Here is a 15,835-nt window from a genome sequence, read left to right as displayed (position 1 = left end):
CCGCGGCTGACCGGCGCGACTCGTCGTGGGCCTTTCGACGAGTCCCAGCTCAGGGAACTGGAGGCGCTCGACGTCCGCGTTGCGTTCTCGTGGCTGAGCGCGGGCCCGATCACGCTGGACGAAGCCGGCCTGCCGAGGTTTCCCGGACTCCCGCGAGCGCCAGGGCTCTACCGCTACGATTTCGGTGTGGACGACGACGGCATCCAAGTGATCTACATCGGGGAGTCCGTGGAGCTGGCCAGGCGAGCCGGCAACTACCGCAACGCCAAGACGGATCGCTCTCGTCAGCGCACCAGCCGCCGCATCCACAAGGAGATCGTCGGCCACTTGGAGTCCGGTGGTTCGATCGCATTCGCCATCGCAACGTCAGTCCGCTGGGGTGACGATGTCGAGCTGGACCTGCGGCTCAAGTCCGCCCGTCGCCTTGCCGAGAACGCTGCGGTGCTCCTCGCGCAGTCGCAGTCCGGGATCCGCGTGCTCAACATCGACGCGGAGCTGGGAGAGGGCAGCGAGTGAGCAGTCTCCCGGATCTTCGCTTCCTGCTCTCGATCAACAGCGAGAACGCGTGGAGCGATCTGCTCGCCACCCTCATGAATGCCGACCAGGCGATCACCCGCTCCGTGCTCGGGATCGAGGCTGTTGGCCCGCTCCAGATTCGTCGGGAGGTCTCGAAGTCGCGGGGCCGGAAGGCATCGGATCGACCCGACCTGGTGGTGGAGGCGAACGGTCAGGTTGTCGCTGTCGTCGAAGTGAAGCTGCTTGCCGGCCTCGGAATTGAACAGCTGGAGCGGTACTACAAATACGTCGCCGAGGATGAGCGAAACGACTGCCAGTTCGTGGCGGTCTCACTTCAGCGCATCCGCCTCGACACCACCCATGCCCAGGACTGGCAGAACCTCACCTGGGAGGAGATCATCGCTCCCTTCGCCTCGTCCCCGGTGCCGTGGGCCGCGACGACAGCCACAGCCTGGACGAGCCACATCAAATCCCAGGTGCCGGAGGTGAATGGCCACACCGTCTGGAATCAGATCGACGGTATCGACCTGTACCTCGCTCTCCGACTTCGTGCTGCCTATATGTACGACAACGTCGCCTTGCCCGGCTGCTCATCGAAGTCCATCCAGGAGATCGGCTCCGGTGGCCTGTACGTCACGATCGTGGACGCCCCGATTCCGAGCAGCGGTTACACCGTCCGCTGGGAAGCCACCGAAAGCTTGCCGACTAAGGACGTTGGCAAGCTCGTCGACAGCAGCGGGCTTCGCAGGGTCGACTTCCGCTTCTTCCTCGTGCAGCAGCGAGTCACCTCCTCCAAGGCCTACGACTGGGATCACCTGGCGCTGCTCTGGCAGGAGTACCTCGCCCAAGAGGACTGGATTCCGTGGAGACCCCATCCGCCGCGCAAGACCTTGCAATGGGAGAAGGATGGCGTGGCTAGACTCAAGGCGCTCGGCGCTCCAGCGTTCCTCGGCGCTGGCTACGGCGAGAAGCAGGCCAAGCTCAGCGGTGAAGTGGAGTTCGGCGCGCGCTTCGTGCTGCCGCCCTCAACCACACTCAAGGAAGCCACCGAGGTGCTCAGCAGGGTGGCTGTGATCGGGTCCCGGATGGCACAGCACGCGACTCAGCCGCAAGGGAGACTGTGATCGCATTAATCGACGGAGAATCTGACAGCGGCGATGCAGGGGTGGACGGATAGATGATGGGCGACTTTGGACCCGACCGCTTGCGGCAGCTCTTCGGCGACCCGAACGAGAACGGGGTCTACCTGGTCGGCGTCGTGGAGTTCTCGGACGATGCGAGCGAGGACCAGTTGTCGTACGTCGGGAACACTCAGATGGGGACCCTGGAGTCAGTTGCCAGCAGGCTCGGCTATGAGCGGCGTGACATCATGATTGCGGAGCCCTACCGAGAGCCTGGCCGTGGGGTGCTGCCGGACGGAACATAGCTGGCAGTCACCTCGACCACCATGCCGGGGAGCGCATCCTGGCATCGAAGTAGCCGGGAGCCAACGCCGGAGGAACGGCTCCGGTGGGCAGGGCATCCAGTGCCACCGCCACCTCCGCCCGAGCCGGTGCCGGTCGGTCCCAACATGGAGACAGCGAGGCCTCGGATCGAGGAGCACCAGGGCGAGGTCTTCTACACGAAGACCGGCAAACCCTTCACCTACCGGACCAACCACTACACCCTGGTCATCGTCGAGAGCCGGCGCAACGTGCAGTGGCACGAGATCAGGTCAGCGCTGGAGGCATGGCCGATCGCGGGGCCGTCGGAGATTCCACGATGCCCCGAACGTTCAGGGCGGTACGTCTACGGGATCGTGTCCGACGAGCGGATCCGGCAAGGGGACTGGTGACAACCTTGGACCTGCGGCTCTGTGGCGGCTGATGCGATGCTCGCCGAACCTGCCAAATCGTCGGACGCTGCAGCTACGGTCAGGAGTGAGGTTCTACTACCGCGACTTCCTCGTCGACTGAGCGCCGAGGAGGACCCGAGTACTGACGAGGACGCATGGCCGAGGACCAGGAGTACGACGAGGTCGACGCAGTTGTTCGTGTCCCCAAGGGCGAGCACCTCGCCGACTCGCGGAAGAGCGAAGGCTGGAAGCGTGGGTTCACTCCCAAGACGAGTGACAAGGGGCCGGAGCACGTCGAGATCCGCCTGAAGGCCGAAAAGGAGTCAGGTTCAACAGACAAGCCCGAGATCGTCTACGTCACCGAGTACGTGGCGGATCAGCGTCCTCAGCTCACCCCCGGCCAACAGGTCGTGGCTGACATCGCGGGCCAGATCATCGGTGATCTCGTAGAGATCGCAAAACCTCGCGTTGCCCACTGGTGGCATACCCAGGCCGTGCCGGTCCTCGTTGCCAAGGGCGAAGCCTTGGTGCTGAAGCAGCAGGCCCGCAGAGCCCAGAAGAAGGCCTTGCGGGCCGGGGCCACGACGGCACCTCCCGTTGCCGTCCCGGGGGTCGAGGCTGACGCGCCTTCCCAAGATCTGGCCACCGCGCCCAGCGACCCGAAGGTCACTGTGACGAGCGAGCAGTTCCAGCAGATGTTCACGACTTGGCTCGCTCGTGAGGACGCCCAGCAGGCACTCTGGAGCCTCATCGTGAATGCCGAGGTCGAGGATGGCGGTGCTGCCACCCTGGCATGGCAGCAGGAACTGAAAGAGCTTTCGACTGAGCAGCGAACTGAGCGGGTCATGGAGTTCCTAGCTACCAACCCCTCGATTCTGGAGGACTTCGCTCGTCAGCTCATGGGCAGCATGGCCCTGGGGCTCAGCGAGACGACTCTCAGGCGCGACCGGGCGTAGAGCCGTGCCGTTTCGGATGGCGCATCACTAGACAGGGCCTCCGACCTGCGTCGGAGGCCCTCTCCAAGGCAAAGCCGCTGGTGGCGTCAGGCGAGTCGGGCTGTACGCCGGGTTCTGTCGCCCGACCAAGGACAAGGGCACCAGCCAATCATGGCCGATCAGGTCGCGCGATTCACCGCTTGAGCTTCCAGCCATGCCTCTACCTCCGGCCAGCGGTAGCGCAAATAGCGGCCGACCTTGTGGGCTCGCGGCCCCTGGTGTCGGTGATTCCATATGTAGACCGTATTCAGAGGTACGCCCAGGAAGTCGGCCAGCTCCTCCGCGCTCATCAAGGGACAACGGTCCCCCGCGCCACTGGCGGCATCTTCCGCACAGGCAGTGGTTCGACGCATGGGCACTCCAAAACGGTTCGAAGCGGGCAGGAAAGAACCACGTGAGCGGCACCCCGCCGTGGTGGTGGGCGGAACGTTTGCATTGAATTCCGGCCGGACCAAACAGAGGGCCTTTCGACGAAATGCCTACGACTCTTGCGAACTCTCGAAGGACACAGACGAATCTTCGCTGAGGGTTCGTCGAGCCCTCGTCGAACCCTCAGCGAGCATTCGTCTAGGTGAAATCTTCTCTACCACTCTGCGCCCTTTGTCGCGAAGACCCCAAGAATGCATTTGACATCTTCAGCTCTGCTGGATCAACATCCAATTCACACAGGGCGCACAGTCTCGCCGTCGACGATGACCCTGATTGAAAAGAGTCCACAAATAGACTCAAAGGGCCGTTGGAAACTAGGAGTTGAACCGATGCCGTACGACCGCTGGCACAAGTCGCGCCCGAAAGACGGGGAGTCGACCTGCAAGGAACACGGCAAAGTTCCGACGCGGGATCACGGGACGGGGAAGCGGTGGCAGGCCCGATGGCGCAACAGGGAAGACGTACAGCAGACAGAGCTGTTCCGCACCGAGGTCGAAGCCCGCAGGCATGAGACCAAGATGCGGTCCGGAGTGGACGACGGTTCGTACATCAACCCTCGCGCCGGGGAGGTCAGGGTCAGTGAACTCGCCCTTACGTGGCTCAAGGGGCACGAACACAAGAATCCACGGACTTACCGACGCCACAAGGAGCGGATTCTCCTGCACGTCGTTCCTACCGCAGTTGGGAAGATGCGCGTAAAGGACGTGAACGCCTCATCTTTGCTGGACTGGCTGCACGACCGTCGCAGGCTGCTCGAAAGTTCCACGCTGCGCCTGGTCTTCGACAATCTTCGGGCTGTCTTTGACCTGGCCGTGGACGACAGCCTGATACACAAAAATCCGCGCCTCGCCAAGTCGGTGCAGGACGCCAAGCCGAAGCGAGGAGGTGGCGGCCGGGCAGATCTGACCCTAACGTGGGAGGACACCGAGAAGATCCGCGCCGAACTTCCCGACCGCTACAAAGCACTTGTTGACTGTGGTCGCGGCCTGGGTCTGCGGCAAGGTGAGATATTCGGCCTGTCACCAGAAGATATCGACTGGGCACATCCAGACGGCGCCATGGTGCACGTGCAACGGCAAGTAGTCCACGACGGCTCGTTCCTCGTATACGCCCTCCCCAAGGGCGGAGACGACGAAGACCCGAAGGACCGGTGGGTCGAGCTGACCGACGACGTGGCCATCCCCCTGCGCGAGCACATGGAGAAGTACCCGCCGGTCGAGGTGACCCGACCGTGGGGCAGCAAAGGCGGCTCCCCGGTCACGGCGCGGCTGATCTTCTACACCCGGGAGAAGACCGCCATTCAGTCGAATTGGTTCAACTCCTACCGCTGGAAGCCCGCCCTGGCGTCGGCCGGCCTCATCAAGCCCCTTGAGCCCGACGCGAAGGGACGACGCTGGGAGAAGTCCCGCGACGTGATGATGCACGCGCTCCGACACCTGTACGCGTCGATGATGATCAACGGCGGGGTAGACGTTTACACGCTCGCGGACCGACTCGGACACGCCGATCCCGCGTTTACCCTGCGTAAATACGTGCACCGGGTCGTGGGAGCCGGTTCCAAGGTCCGCATCGCGGTCCGGAGCGCCTACACCGGGGCCGCGTGAGTCCTGCTCCGTTCAGCTTGTGCAACAGGACCTGGAGCCCGCCCGCCTCCTCGACGCCCTCAACGCCCGTATCGACGACGCCGACTTCGCCATCGGCCCCTCGTACCTGATGAAGCGGGGCGTGTACCGCGAGGGCGGCCTCGAACGGACCTGGCGCACGAAGATCCTGCCGTTGCTGGAGGAACACCACTACGGCGAGGGAATCGACGTCAACGCCCGCTACGGCCTCGACTCGCTGCGCGGGCAGCTCCCGTGACGGTGCCCGCGTCCGTGCCCGCGTCCGTGCCCGCGTCCGTGCCCGCGTCCGTGCCCGCGTCCGTGCCCGCGTCCGTGCCCGCGTCCGTGTCCGAGGTGTCGCTGCGCGAGTACGGGCCCGCCGTCTCCGTCCCGCTGGGCGCCGAGGCCGGCCGGGCGCTGGCCGCCTCCGGCATCCTGCGGAGCGCGACCCCCGACCCCGGCCGGCCCGGACACTGGCTGCTGCGCGCGGGCAACCGGGTCGGCGCCGTGCGCACACCCGGCGGTCCGGTCGTACGGATCATGCCCAAGACCCCGGTGAGCCGGCTGTTCTTCCTCCTCGGGTTCAGCCTCGACCCCGCCCGCGCCTGGCGTGACAGCGGGGAGGGCACCATCGACACCGGCGCGTACGACGACGTCGTCCCCGCGCTCGCGCACGCCGTGGAACGGCAGATCGACGCGGCACTGCGGCGGGGGGTCCTCCAGGGCTACCGGGAGGTGGAGGAATCCGCTCTGGTCGTGCGCGGGCGCCTGCGCGAGGCCGAGCAGATCCGGCGGCACTTCGGCCGTACGCCGCCCGTGGAGATCGCCTACGACGCGTACACCGCCGACACCGCGGAGAACCGCATCCTGCGCGCCGCCGCCGAGCGGTTGCTGCGGCTGCCGGGCGTTCCCGGGCCCGTCCGGCGGCGCCTCGCTCATCAGCGCGTACGCCTGGCCGACGCCCTGCCGCTGATACGGGGGCAGGAACTGCCGCGCTGGCAGCCCTCACGCCTGAACTCCCGCTATCAGCCCGCGCTGCGGCTCGCCGAGGCCGTCCTGCGCAGCACCTCGCCCGAGCACCGTCCGGCCGGAGCCGACCCGCTCGCCGTGGACGGCTTCCTGCTGGACATGAACAAGCTGTTCGAGGACTTCGTCACGGTCGCCCTGCGCGAGGCCCTTCGGGAGCGCGGCCTGACCGCGCGCCTCCAGGATCCCCACCACCTCGACCTCGCGGGTCTCGTACGGATGCGCCCCGACCTCGTCGTCCGTACCGGCGACGGCCGCACCCCGCTCGCCGTCGTGGACGCCAAGTACAAGGTGGAGAAGGCCGACGGACTCCCCAACGCCGACCTGTACCAGGCCCTCACCTACGCCACCGTGCTCGGGCTGCGCGAGGCACACCTGGTGTACGCGGCCGGGCGCCGGCCCGAGCGCTTCCACGAGGTGCGGGGAACGGAGGCGGGGCCGGACGGCCGGGGAGTGCGCCTCTACCAGCACAGTCTCGATCTCTCCCGCCCACCGGAACAACTCCTGGCGGCCCTGGGACAGCTCGCCGGACGGCTGGCCGGGGACGTTCCCCATGCGTGATCACGAAAAACCGCCCGGCGGAAAGGAAGAGACCCCATGCCCCGGCTCGCCTTCGCCCAGAGCTTCTGGGACGGCTACGACACCCTCGAGAAGCCGGTCCGAGCCGGAGTACGCAAGGCCATGGCGAAATTCCAGGCCATGAGCGTCGCCGCGCTCAACGCGGACAAGGGACTGCATCTGGAGTCTGTGGAGAACGCCCGTGACCCGCGGATGCGCACCATCCGCATCACCGACTTCTGGCGGGGCGTCGTGCTCGCGCCCGACGACGGCAGCGATATGTTCCTGCTGGTCAACGTCCTGCCGCACGACGACGCCTACACCTGGGCTGCGAAGCGTCTGTACAGCGCCAACTCCGCGACGCGCGCCCTCGAGGTGCGCGACGCCGTCGCCCTGGACGAGCTGACACCGCTGTACGAGACGGCCGCGCGCACGGCACCCCGGCTGCTGTTCGCGGATGTCTCCGACGGCACGCTGCGTGAACTCGGGATCGACGACCAGGTGCTGCGCGCCGCGCGCTCCATGGTGGACAAGGCCCAGTTGGATGCCTTCGCCACGCTCCTGCCGGAGGACCAGCTGGAGGTGTTGCAGTACCTCGCCGAAGGGTTCAGCCCGGAGGAGGTCTACCGGGACGTCGTGGCCGTCCGCCGGCCCGCCGACGCCCCCGCCGAACCGGTCGAGGACCTGGCCACGGTGATCTCCAACACCCACGCGCGCATCCGGCTGGTCAGCGGGCCGCAGGAGTTGGAGGAGATGCTGGAGAAGCCGTTCGCGGCCTGGAGGGTCTTCCTCCACCCCTCCCAGCGGCGCGTCGCCTACCGCACCTCCTACGGCGGCCCCGTCCAGGTCACCGGCGGACCCGGCACCGGCAAGACGGTGGCCGCCCTGCACCGGGTCAAGCACCTGCTCGGCCGCTCCGAGGACGGCCGTGTCCTGCTCACCACGTACACCAACGCGCTCGCGGCCGGGCTGCGCGAGTTGCTCGGTCTGCTCCTCGACGAGGACGAGAAGCTGCTGGCGCGCGTGGACGTGACCACGGTCGACGCGTTCGCGAACGGCGTCGTGCGCGCCGGCTCGGCCGCCGTGTGCCATCCGATCGGGGACCGGGAGCAGCGGCAGTTGTGGGAGAAGGCGGTCAAGCAGCTCGATCTGCCGTTCACCGCCCGGTTCCTGGCCCAGGAGTACCGGCACGTCGTCCTCGGCCAGAACCTGCGCGATCTCGACGCCTACCTCGCCGCGAGCCGCCGCGGCCGCGGCTCCGGTCTCGGTCCCGCGCGCCGCCGGGAGGTGTGGAGCGGCGTGGAGCGGTTCGAGCAGTTCCTGCGCGACCGCGGCGAGACCACCCACCTGCGCATCTGCGCCCGCGCGGCGGAACTCCTCGCCGACCGGCCGGCTCCGTACGCCCATGTGGTGGTCGACGAGGCGCAGGACCTGCATCCCGCGCAGTGGCGTGTGCTGCGCGCTGCCGTCTCCCCCGGCCCCGACGACCTCTTCGTCACCGGCGACCCGCATCAGCGGATCTACGACTCCCGGGTGTCGCTGCGGTCGCTGGGCATCACCACGACCGGCCGCAGCTTCCGGCTGCGGGTCAACTACCGTTCCACGGAGGAGATACTCGCCTGGTCGGCTCGCCTCCTCGCACCCGTCACCGTCGACACGCTCGAGGGAGAGGAGCCGGACTCGCTGGCCGGGTACCGCTCCCTGCTCCACGGACGCCGGCCCCATGTGCGGGGGTACGCGACCCGGCAGGAGGAGACCGAGGCCCTGGTGGAGCGGGTCCGGACGTTGCTCGCCGAGGGCCTCGCGCCGCACGAGATCGGTGTGTGCGCACGCTTCAACCTCTCCCTGGACACGGCCGAGGAGAAACTGAACGCCGCCGGCATCCCGGTGCTACGGGTCAAAGGCCGGGTGGCGCAGGGCGCCGAGGGCGTACGGCTGGCGACGATGCACGCGATGAAGGGGCTGGAGTTCCGGGCGGTGTCCGTGCTCGGTGCCGCCGAGGGCGCCGTCCCGTTCGCCCGCGAGATCACCCCGCGTGAGGCCGACCCGCTCCAGCATGACGCCGACCTGCTCCGTGAGCGCTGTCTGCTCTTCGTCGCGTGCACACGGGCTCGCGAGACCCTGAGTGTGACCTGGAGCGGGACCGCGAGCCCCTTCCTTCCTCACTCCGTCTGACCGGCCGCAACGGCTCCGTGCTCATTCCCGCGGTGCCAGGGCGCCCGTGGCGAGACCGTCCCGGGCGACCTCGGCGAGCCGCCGGCTCAGCTCGTCGACCTTGCGCATTCCCTCCTCGAACGCGGACAGCGCCCGGAAGGCGGAGCCGTACCGGCGCTGATCATCGATGCCCATACGGGGGATGCGTGAGCCCCTGCCGTCGAAGCGGTAGGTTCCGCTCGCGCTCGTGGACCTGCGGGCGTTGGCGGAGCTGCGCAGGAATCCCCGCAGATAGTCGGTGTCGAGCTGATCGCTGGCCGAGACCGGCTCCTGGCCGTCGTACGCCACGAGCCCGGCACGGGCGAGGTCCGCGACGCTGGTGGTGGCGCCGTCCAGCGAGCCCGGCCCGCCGCCTGCGGCGAGCCCGGGCAGGAGGGCGGCGAGTCGACGGATCCGGTCCTCCAGTTCCTCGCGCAGGGCGGCGTACTCACCGGGGTAGTCGCGGTGCCGGAAACGGAGGTGGCTGCCGGGTGTCAGGTCGACGGTGTCGTCGAGGAATTCGATCAGCGGCACGTCGGCGACCTGGTCGGGGCGTGGTTCCAGACTGCTGTCGGGGCTGTTGTCCGTCAGGTCGACCATGCGCACGGTGTGGTTCGTGTCCACGCCTCCCGTGCTCTCGGGGCGCCGCAGACACCACAGATGGACGGGCAGGGCGTGCGAGGTCGCCGTACCCGGCGGCAGGGCGACGACTTGCCGCACGATGCCCCGGCGTACGAGTTCCGCCCGGATGCGGCGGCCGGCCTTGCGGTAGGCGACCGAGGCCGGCATGACCATGAGGACGTGGCCGCCGGGCACCGTGTGCGCGTAAGCGTGCTGGAGCCAGGCGAGTTCCCCTTCGGCTTTGGACGGGGTGCCGAGGTCCCAGCGGGCGTCGAGGAGCAGTTCCTCCCTCCCCCACTCGGTCACGCCGGCCGGAGGGTCGCAGACGACCAGATCGGCCTTGAGGTCCGACCACTCGTCCGCGCGCAGGGAATCACCCGCCACGACGCGCACGCCCGACCGGCCCAGGAGGTCGGCGCGGAGCTGTGCGAAGCGGGCGCTGTCGGCGTCCAGCTCCTGTCCGCGGCAGCGCGCCCCGGCTCGGGAAGCGACGGACAGGAGCAGCACCCCGATTCCGCAGGCGGGGTCGAAGACGGTGGCGTCGGCCGGCACCTCGGGAGCGAAGTGGCACACGGCGCGCACCACGCGCTCCGGCGTCACCTGGTCGGACCCGGCGCGCCGGGCGGAGTCCATGAACCGTTCCGTCAGTCCGTTGACGACGTCTGCGGGCGTTTCGGTTCGGGCGAGCCCCTGTACACGGGTGGTGACGTCTTCCGGCACTCCCGCCGCGGCCTCTCCGGCAAGCACCGCGGCGACCTGGGCCAAGCCCGCGATCATCTGTTCCCCGTACACGGCCCGCATGGCCTGCCACAACTCGACCTCGGGTGAGACCTCCTGGCCTTTGCGCTGCCTGTCCAGCCATTCCTGGACCTCCGCGAGCGCGTAGAGCGGACTGTTCGCGGCACCGCCCGCCGGCGCGGGGAAGTCGTCGTAGCGCCGACGCCAGTTGGAGACAGCGGCCCGGGTGACTCCGGCCAGCCGGGCGATCTCGGCGCCGGTGACCAGTGGGCCGACCGGTGAAGCGGCATTCTCCGTCATAGCTTCAGCGTATACGGAGTGTTACCCGCTTTCCAGGGTGCACTATGTTGACAATGTACACATACCGTTACTGTCGGCAATGCCGCCGCAATCGGACACAAGGGGACGGCTGATCCGCCGGCGGGTACCCGGGCACCCGGAAACGGCGTCGTCGAGGAGGCAGGACCCGGTGGGCGAGAAGAACATCTTTGTGATCGGGGGTGTCCGCGGCGGTCGGGGCGCGCCGGCCGTGGCGGGCGCGTCGGCTCCTACGGGACCACCGCGATGCCGTCCAGCTCGACCAGCGCCGCCTCGTCCCACAGCCGTACGACGCCGATGACCGCCATCGCGGGGTAGTCGCGGCCCGCGAGGTCGCGCCAGATCCGGCCGAGTTCGGGGGCGGACGCGCGGTACGCCGCGACGTCGGTGGTGTGGACGGTGAGCCGGGCCAGGTCCGGGGGTGCGCCACCGGCGGCGGCCAGGGCGGCCAGCAGGTTGGACAGGGCGCGCCGGAACTGGTCCGGGAGCGTGGCGCCGACGATCGAGCCCGCGCCGTCGAGCGCGGTCTGGCCGGCCAGGAAGACCAGCCGGCCGCCGGTGGCCGTGACGGCGTGGCTGAAGCCGGTGGGCGGGGAGAGCTGCGGCGGGTTGACGCGCAGCAGCGGGGGCGGAGCGGGAGGCTCGGCGGGCGCGGCCGGGGGCCGGGTGTGCCCGGTGTCGGCGGGGGCGGGGCGCTCGGTGTCGCCGGTGTGCTCTGTGGGGCGGGTCATCGGTACAGCTCCCTCGCGATGATCGTGCGCTGGACCTCGGTCGCGCCCTCGTAGATCCGGGGCGCGCGGACCTCGCGGTACAGGTGTTCCAGCAGGTGGCCGCGGCGCAGCGCCCGGGCGCCGTGGATCTGCACGGCGGCGTCCACGACGTACTGGGCGGTCTCGGTGGCCAGGAGCTTGGCCATGGCCGAACTCCCCGCGATGCCGGGCGCGCCCTCGTCGTACGCGGCGGCGGCCGCGTAGACCAGGAGGCGGGCGGCCTCGGTGCGGGTGGCCATCTCGGCGAGCTGGTGGGAGACGGCCTGGAGGTCCTTCAGGGGGCCGCCGAAGGCGGTGCGCCGGCCGGCGTGGGTCACGGAGGCGTCGAGCGCGGCCTGGGCCATGCCGACGGCGAACGCGCCGACGCTCGGCCGCAGCAGGTCGAGGGTGCGCATGGCGACGCCGAATCCCTTGTCGGGCGCGCCCAGGACGTCCTCGCGGGTGACCGGGACGCCGTCGAAGACGAGGCTGCCGATGGGGTGCGGGCTGAGCATCTCCAGCCGCTCGCCGCTGAGCCCGGGCCGGTCGGCGGGCACGAGAAAGGCGGTGACGCCGCGCGAGCCCGCGCCCTGGGTGGTGCGGGCGAAGACCACGGTGAAGTCGGCCTCGGGGGCGTTGGAGATCCAGCACTTCTCGCCGGTCAGCCGCCAGCCGCCGGCCCCGTCCGGGTCGGCCCGCAGGCCGAGCGCGGCGGCGTCGGACCCGGCCTGCGGCTCGCTGAGCGCGAAGGCCGCGACCGCGCGGCCGGCCCGGACCTCGGGCATCCAGCGGGCGTACTGCTCGGGGCCGCCGGACAGCACGATCGGGTAGGCGCCCAGGCCCTGGAGGGCGAGCGCGGTCTCGGCCTCGGTGCACTCCCGGGCGAGCGATTCGCGCAGCAGGCACAAATCCAGGGCGCGCACCGGCCCGTCGTCCGGGAACAGCCGCCGCAGCAGGCCGAGTTCGCCGAGCGCGGCGGTCAGGGGCCGGTTGACCCGGCCGGGCGGGCCGCTGTCGGCGAGGGGGCGCAGCAGGTCGCGGGCGAGGGAGCGCACTTCGGCACACCAGCGCCGCTGCTTCGGATCGAGTGCGAACGACGGCACCGGTCACCCTCCCAGCAACTCGGTTTTCCTTCGGGGGCGTTTATCGCGATCTGTTGACTGTCGTCACCATCACGTTACGCTGACAAGGCGACTTCGGGCAGGGCATGTGCGGGCACAGAGGCATGCACAGGGCAGGCATGAGGCCGGGCATAGGGGGCGCGTTCGCGATGGAGCTGAGGCCTTCGGCGCACACCGACACCTTCGCCCGGGACCATCTGCCGCCCGCCGGCCAGTGGCCCGCCTTCCTCCTCGGCCTGCCCGGGCCGCCCCGCCCCGACCGGCTCAACTGCGGCGCCGAGCTGCTGGACGCCACCGTCGAGCGGTGCGGCGCGGACCGGGTCGCGGTGCGCTCGGCGACGGGCGAGGTGTGGACGTACGGGGAGTTGCGCGCGCATGTCGACCGGATCGCGCACACGCTCACCGGGGCGCTCGGGGTGGTGCCCGGCAACCGGGTGCTGCTGCGCGGCGCCACCTCGCCGTGGCTGGCCGCGTGCTGGCTGGCCGTGATGAAGGCGGGGGCGGTCGCGGTGACCGTGCTGGCCGCCCACCGGGCCCGGGAGTTGGCGACGATCTGCGAGGCGGCCCGGATACGCCACGCGCTGTGCGACATCCGGTGCGCGGACGACCTGGAGAAGGCCGCGGTGCCGGGGCTGCGGACGACGTACTACGGCGGGGACGGCCCCGGGGACCTGCTGCGGCTGGCGGCCACCGCGCCGGCGTCGTACGAGGCCGTGCCGACCTCCGCCGACGACGTGGCGCTGATCGCCTTCACGTCCGGGACGACCGGGCGGCCGAAGGGCTGTATGCACTTCCACCGCGATGTGCTGGCCATCGCCGACACCTTCTCCGCGCAGGTGCTGCGGCCGCGCGCCGACGACGTGTTCGCGGGCAGCCCTCCCCTGGGCTTCACCTTCGGCCTCGGCGGCCTGGTCGTCTTCCCGCTGCGCGCGGGCGCGTCGGCGCTGCTGGCCGACTGGGGCGGGCCCGAGCGGCTGCTGGCCGACATCGCGCGCCACCGGATCTCCGTGCTGTTCACCGCGCCGACCGCCTACCGGACGATGCTGGCCCGGCTGGCGGGCGGCGACGCGTACGACATCTCCTCGCTGCGCCGCTGCGTCTCGGCCGGGGAGAACCTGCCCCCGGCCACCTGGCACGCGTGGCACCGGGCGACCGGGCTGCGGATCATCAACGGCATCGGGGCGACCGAGCTGCTGCACATCTTCATCTCCGCCGCCGACGACGCGATCCGGCCGGACGCGACGGGCGTTCCGGTGCCCGGCTTCGAGGCGCGGGTGGTGGAGCACACGGACGCCGGGCTGCGGCCGGTCCCGGACGGCCGGCCCGGGCTGCTCGCGGTGCGCGGGCCCACGGGCTGCCGCTATCTGGCGGACGAGCGGCAGCGCGAGTACGTACGGGACGGCTGGAACCTCACCGGGGACACCTACATCCGCGACCCGGACGGCTACTTCCGCTATGTGGCACGCGCCGACGACATGATCATCTCGGCCGGGTACAACATCGCGGGCCCCGAGGTCGAGGACGCGCTGCTGCGCCACCCCGACGTGGTGGAGGCCGCGGTGACCGGGCGGCCGGACGAGCGGCGGGGCGCGGTCGTGGTCGCCCATGTGGTGCTGCGGCCGCGCGTCGCGGGTACGGACGAAACCATTGCGGCGCTGCGGGAGTTCGTCGCCTCGGAACTGGCCCCGTACAAGTGCCCGCGCGAGTTCGTCTTCCTGGACGCCCTGCCCCGCACCCCCACCGGCAAGCTCCAGCGCTACCGCCTGCGGGACGGGACGGCGGAGCGCGGCAAGCGGGGTGCGAGCGGCGGCTTACAGTAAGCGCGTGACCGGCCAGCACACGCCCCGCTCCCTGATCGTCACCTTCTACGGCGCCTACGGCCGCGGCGACGGCCACGCCGGCGGGCACCCGGACGACCGCCCGCCCGGCCCCGTCCCCGTCGCCGCGCTGATCCGGCTGCTGGGCGCGGTGGGCGTGGACGCGCCCTCCGTACGCTCCGCCGTCTCCCGCCTCAAGCGGCGCGGGCTGCTCGTCGCCGACCGCACGCGGGCCGGGGCGGCCGGATACGCCCTGTCCCCGGACGCGCGCCAGTTGCTGGAGGACGGCGACCGCCGCATCTACGGCCGCCCGGGCGCGGGCGGGGACACCGGCGGCTGGCTGCTCGCCGTCTTCTCGGTCCCCGAACACGAGCGCCACAAGCGGCACCTGCTGCGCTCGCGGCTGGCCCGGCTCGGCTTCGGCACCGCCGCGCCCGGGGTGTGGGTCGCCCCCGACCACCTCTACGAGGAGACCCGGCACACCCTGGCCCGCCTCGAACTGTCCTCGTACGTCGACCTCTTCCGCGGCGCCCACGCCGGCTTCGAGCCGACGGCCCGCGCGGTGCGCCGCTGGTGGGACCTGGAACACCTGGCGAAGCTGCACCGCGCCTTCCTCGACGCCCACGAGCCGGTGCTCGCCCGCTGGTCGGACGGCGGCACGCCGGACCCCGAGGACGCCTACCGCGACTACGTCCTCGCCCTGGACTCCTGGCGCGCCCTCCCCTACGCCGACCCGGGGCTGCCCGCCGCGCTGCTGCCTGCCGACTGGCCCGGCGTCCGGGCGGCGGAGGTGTTCGCGGCGCTGCACGACCGGCTGCGCGACGCGGGCGCGGCGTACGTGCGGGATGTGGTGGCGGCCTGAGGCCGGGGGCTGAACTTCTGACGCCGAGCCGACGCGGGGCCTGACGCTCTGACACCGGGCCGACGCGGGCCTGACGCTCTGACGCGGGGCCCGGCGGCCGGCGTCACACGCCGATCGCGCCGTCGAAGTCCCCGTCGGGCTCCTCGTCCGTGGAGAAGAGCAGCGGCACGTCCTGCCCGGCCAGCACGCGACGGAACCAGCGGCGCTCCACATCCGCGAGGTGCCGGACCAGGCCGAGCAGCGAGAGCGTGGAGGGCTCCACGGAGCGCCGGGCCAACTCCCCGTCCAGCCCCGCGCATTTCAGCTCCAGGGTGCTGCGCTGGGCCGCCAGGGCGCCGGTGAGGATGCCCCGCTCGTCACCGGTCGTGGGGGCGTCGAGCCGTCGGTCCTGTTCCTCGGGGACGAACAGATCGCCCCTTCTGCGTTTCGTCATGGCGACCATCATTTACCGATCGGC

General features: G+C 70.3%; 13 protein-coding genes and 2 pseudogenes. 10 read left to right on the top strand and 5 right to left on the bottom strand.

Annotated features, from left to right (window positions below; translation table 11 throughout):
• Positions 1 to 512 precede the first annotated feature (512 nt).
• From ABFY07_RS14480 to ABFY07_RS14465, 4 genes are all read left to right on the top strand, one after another.
• Positions 513 to 1,640 carry a PD-(D/E)XK nuclease family protein gene (locus tag ABFY07_RS14480; protein WP_346174887.1) on the top strand — a complete coding sequence of 376 codons (1,128 nt, stop codon included), beginning with the start codon at positions 513 to 515 and terminating at the stop codon, positions 1,638 to 1,640.
• A gap of 53 nt (positions 1,641 to 1,693) precedes the next feature.
• Entirely contained in the window at positions 1,694 to 1,942 is a 249-nt protein-coding gene (locus tag ABFY07_RS14475; RefSeq protein WP_346174886.1) for a hypothetical protein, read from the top strand.
• 144 nt (positions 1,943 to 2,086) lie between these two features.
• Positions 2,087 to 2,350, top strand: coding sequence for a hypothetical protein (locus ABFY07_RS14470; protein WP_160310979.1), 264 nt, complete (start codon positions 2,087 to 2,089; stop codon positions 2,348 to 2,350).
• A 155-nt stretch (positions 2,351 to 2,505) separates the two neighbouring features.
• Positions 2,506 to 3,306: a hypothetical protein gene (locus ABFY07_RS14465; RefSeq protein ID WP_346174885.1), complete on the top strand. Its 801-nt coding sequence runs from the start codon at positions 2,506 to 2,508 to the stop codon at positions 3,304 to 3,306.
• A 158-nt stretch (positions 3,307 to 3,464) separates the two neighbouring features.
• Here ABFY07_RS14465 and ABFY07_RS14460 read toward each other — a convergent pair whose 3' ends face one another.
• The gene (locus ABFY07_RS14460) at positions 3,465 to 3,635 is read right to left on the bottom strand and encodes a helix-turn-helix transcriptional regulator (protein WP_346174884.1); all 171 of its coding nucleotides are present in this window, start codon (positions 3,633 to 3,635) and stop codon (positions 3,465 to 3,467) included.
• Between the two features lie 468 nt (positions 3,636 to 4,103).
• On the opposite strand from ABFY07_RS14460, the gene ABFY07_RS14455 reads away from it, so the two are divergent.
• From ABFY07_RS14455 to ABFY07_RS14440, 4 genes and pseudogenes are all read left to right on the top strand, one after another.
• Positions 4,104 to 5,378 (top strand): tyrosine-type recombinase/integrase, encoded by a 1,275-nt coding sequence (locus ABFY07_RS14455; RefSeq protein WP_346174883.1) that lies wholly within the window; start codon positions 4,104 to 4,106, stop codon positions 5,376 to 5,378.
• Between the two features lie 25 nt (positions 5,379 to 5,403).
• Positions 5,404 to 5,634, top strand: a pseudogene (locus ABFY07_RS14450) (DUF4357 domain-containing protein); the annotation flags it as partial.
• Positions 5,635 to 5,648: 14 nt separating this feature from the next.
• A complete protein-coding gene (locus ABFY07_RS14445; RefSeq protein ID WP_346174882.1) occupies positions 5,649 to 6,962 on the top strand; it encodes an McrC family protein in 1,314 nt (437 codons plus the stop codon).
• A 36-nt stretch (positions 6,963 to 6,998) separates the two neighbouring features.
• Positions 6,999 to 9,134 (top strand): UvrD-helicase domain-containing protein, encoded by a 2,136-nt coding sequence (locus tag ABFY07_RS14440; RefSeq protein WP_346174881.1) that lies wholly within the window; start codon positions 6,999 to 7,001, stop codon positions 9,132 to 9,134.
• A 21-nt stretch (positions 9,135 to 9,155) separates the two neighbouring features.
• Here the strand turns inward: ABFY07_RS14440 and ABFY07_RS14435 are convergent, their stop codons facing one another.
• The 3 genes from ABFY07_RS14435 to ABFY07_RS14425 form a co-directional block, all read right to left on the bottom strand.
• Positions 9,156 to 10,811 (bottom strand): N-6 DNA methylase, encoded by a 1,656-nt coding sequence (locus ABFY07_RS14435; RefSeq protein WP_346174880.1) that lies wholly within the window; start codon positions 10,809 to 10,811, stop codon positions 9,156 to 9,158.
• A 248-nt stretch (positions 10,812 to 11,059) separates the two neighbouring features.
• Positions 11,060 to 11,452 (bottom strand): RidA family protein, encoded by a 393-nt coding sequence (locus tag ABFY07_RS14430; protein WP_346174915.1) that lies wholly within the window; start codon positions 11,450 to 11,452, stop codon positions 11,060 to 11,062.
• Positions 11,453 to 11,556: 104 nt separating this feature from the next.
• Complete coding sequence (locus ABFY07_RS14425) at positions 11,557 to 12,681, bottom strand: acyl-CoA dehydrogenase family protein (protein WP_346174879.1); 1,125 nt, start codon at positions 12,679 to 12,681, stop codon at positions 11,557 to 11,559.
• 167 nt (positions 12,682 to 12,848) lie between these two features.
• On the opposite strand from ABFY07_RS14425, the gene ABFY07_RS14420 reads away from it, so the two are divergent.
• Both ABFY07_RS14420 and ABFY07_RS14415 read left to right on the top strand, forming a co-directional pair.
• Positions 12,849 to 14,519 (top strand): AMP-binding protein, encoded by a 1,671-nt coding sequence (locus tag ABFY07_RS14420; protein WP_346174878.1) that lies wholly within the window; start codon positions 12,849 to 12,851, stop codon positions 14,517 to 14,519.
• Positions 14,520 to 14,523: 4 nt separating this feature from the next.
• Positions 14,524 to 15,378, top strand: coding sequence for a PaaX family transcriptional regulator (locus ABFY07_RS14415; protein WP_346174877.1), 855 nt, complete (start codon positions 14,524 to 14,526; stop codon positions 15,376 to 15,378).
• A gap of 112 nt (positions 15,379 to 15,490) precedes the next feature.
• Here ABFY07_RS14415 and ABFY07_RS14410 read toward each other — a convergent pair.
• A pseudogene (locus tag ABFY07_RS14410) lies at positions 15,491 to 15,811 on the bottom strand (mycothiol transferase); the annotation flags it as partial.
• Positions 15,812 to 15,835 lie beyond the last annotated feature (24 nt).

Origin of the sequence: Streptomyces sparsogenes subsp. cuspidosporus (genome assembly GCF_039532705.1) — a bacterium.
Classification (GTDB): Bacteria; Actinomycetota; Actinomycetes; order Streptomycetales; family Streptomycetaceae; genus Streptomyces; species Streptomyces sparsogenes.
This window is presented reverse-complemented; position numbering and strand designations above follow the sequence as displayed.

Excerpts from the sequence above, each read along its gene's own strand:
- ABFY07_RS14475 (WP_346174886.1), top strand. The coding sequence starts at position 1,694 with ATGATGGGCGACTTTGGACCCGACCGCTTGCGGCAGCTCTTCGGCGAC.
- ABFY07_RS14470 (WP_160310979.1), top strand. The coding sequence starts at position 2,087 with ATGGAGACAGCGAGGCCTCGGATCGAGGAGCACCAGGGCGAGGTCTTC.
- ABFY07_RS14465 (WP_346174885.1), top strand. The coding sequence starts at position 2,506 with ATGGCCGAGGACCAGGAGTACGACGAGGTCGACGCAGTTGTTCGTGTC.
- ABFY07_RS14460 (WP_346174884.1), bottom strand. The coding sequence starts at position 3,635 with ATGAGCGCGGAGGAGCTGGCCGACTTCCTGGGCGTACCTCTGAATACG.
- ABFY07_RS14455 (WP_346174883.1), top strand. The coding sequence starts at position 4,104 with ATGCCGTACGACCGCTGGCACAAGTCGCGCCCGAAAGACGGGGAGTCG.
- ABFY07_RS14440 (WP_346174881.1), top strand. The coding sequence starts at position 6,999 with ATGCCCCGGCTCGCCTTCGCCCAGAGCTTCTGGGACGGCTACGACACC.
- ABFY07_RS14435 (WP_346174880.1), bottom strand. The coding sequence starts at position 10,811 with ATGACGGAGAATGCCGCTTCACCGGTCGGCCCACTGGTCACCGGCGCC.
- ABFY07_RS14420 (WP_346174878.1), top strand. The coding sequence starts at position 12,849 with ATGGAGCTGAGGCCTTCGGCGCACACCGACACCTTCGCCCGGGACCAT.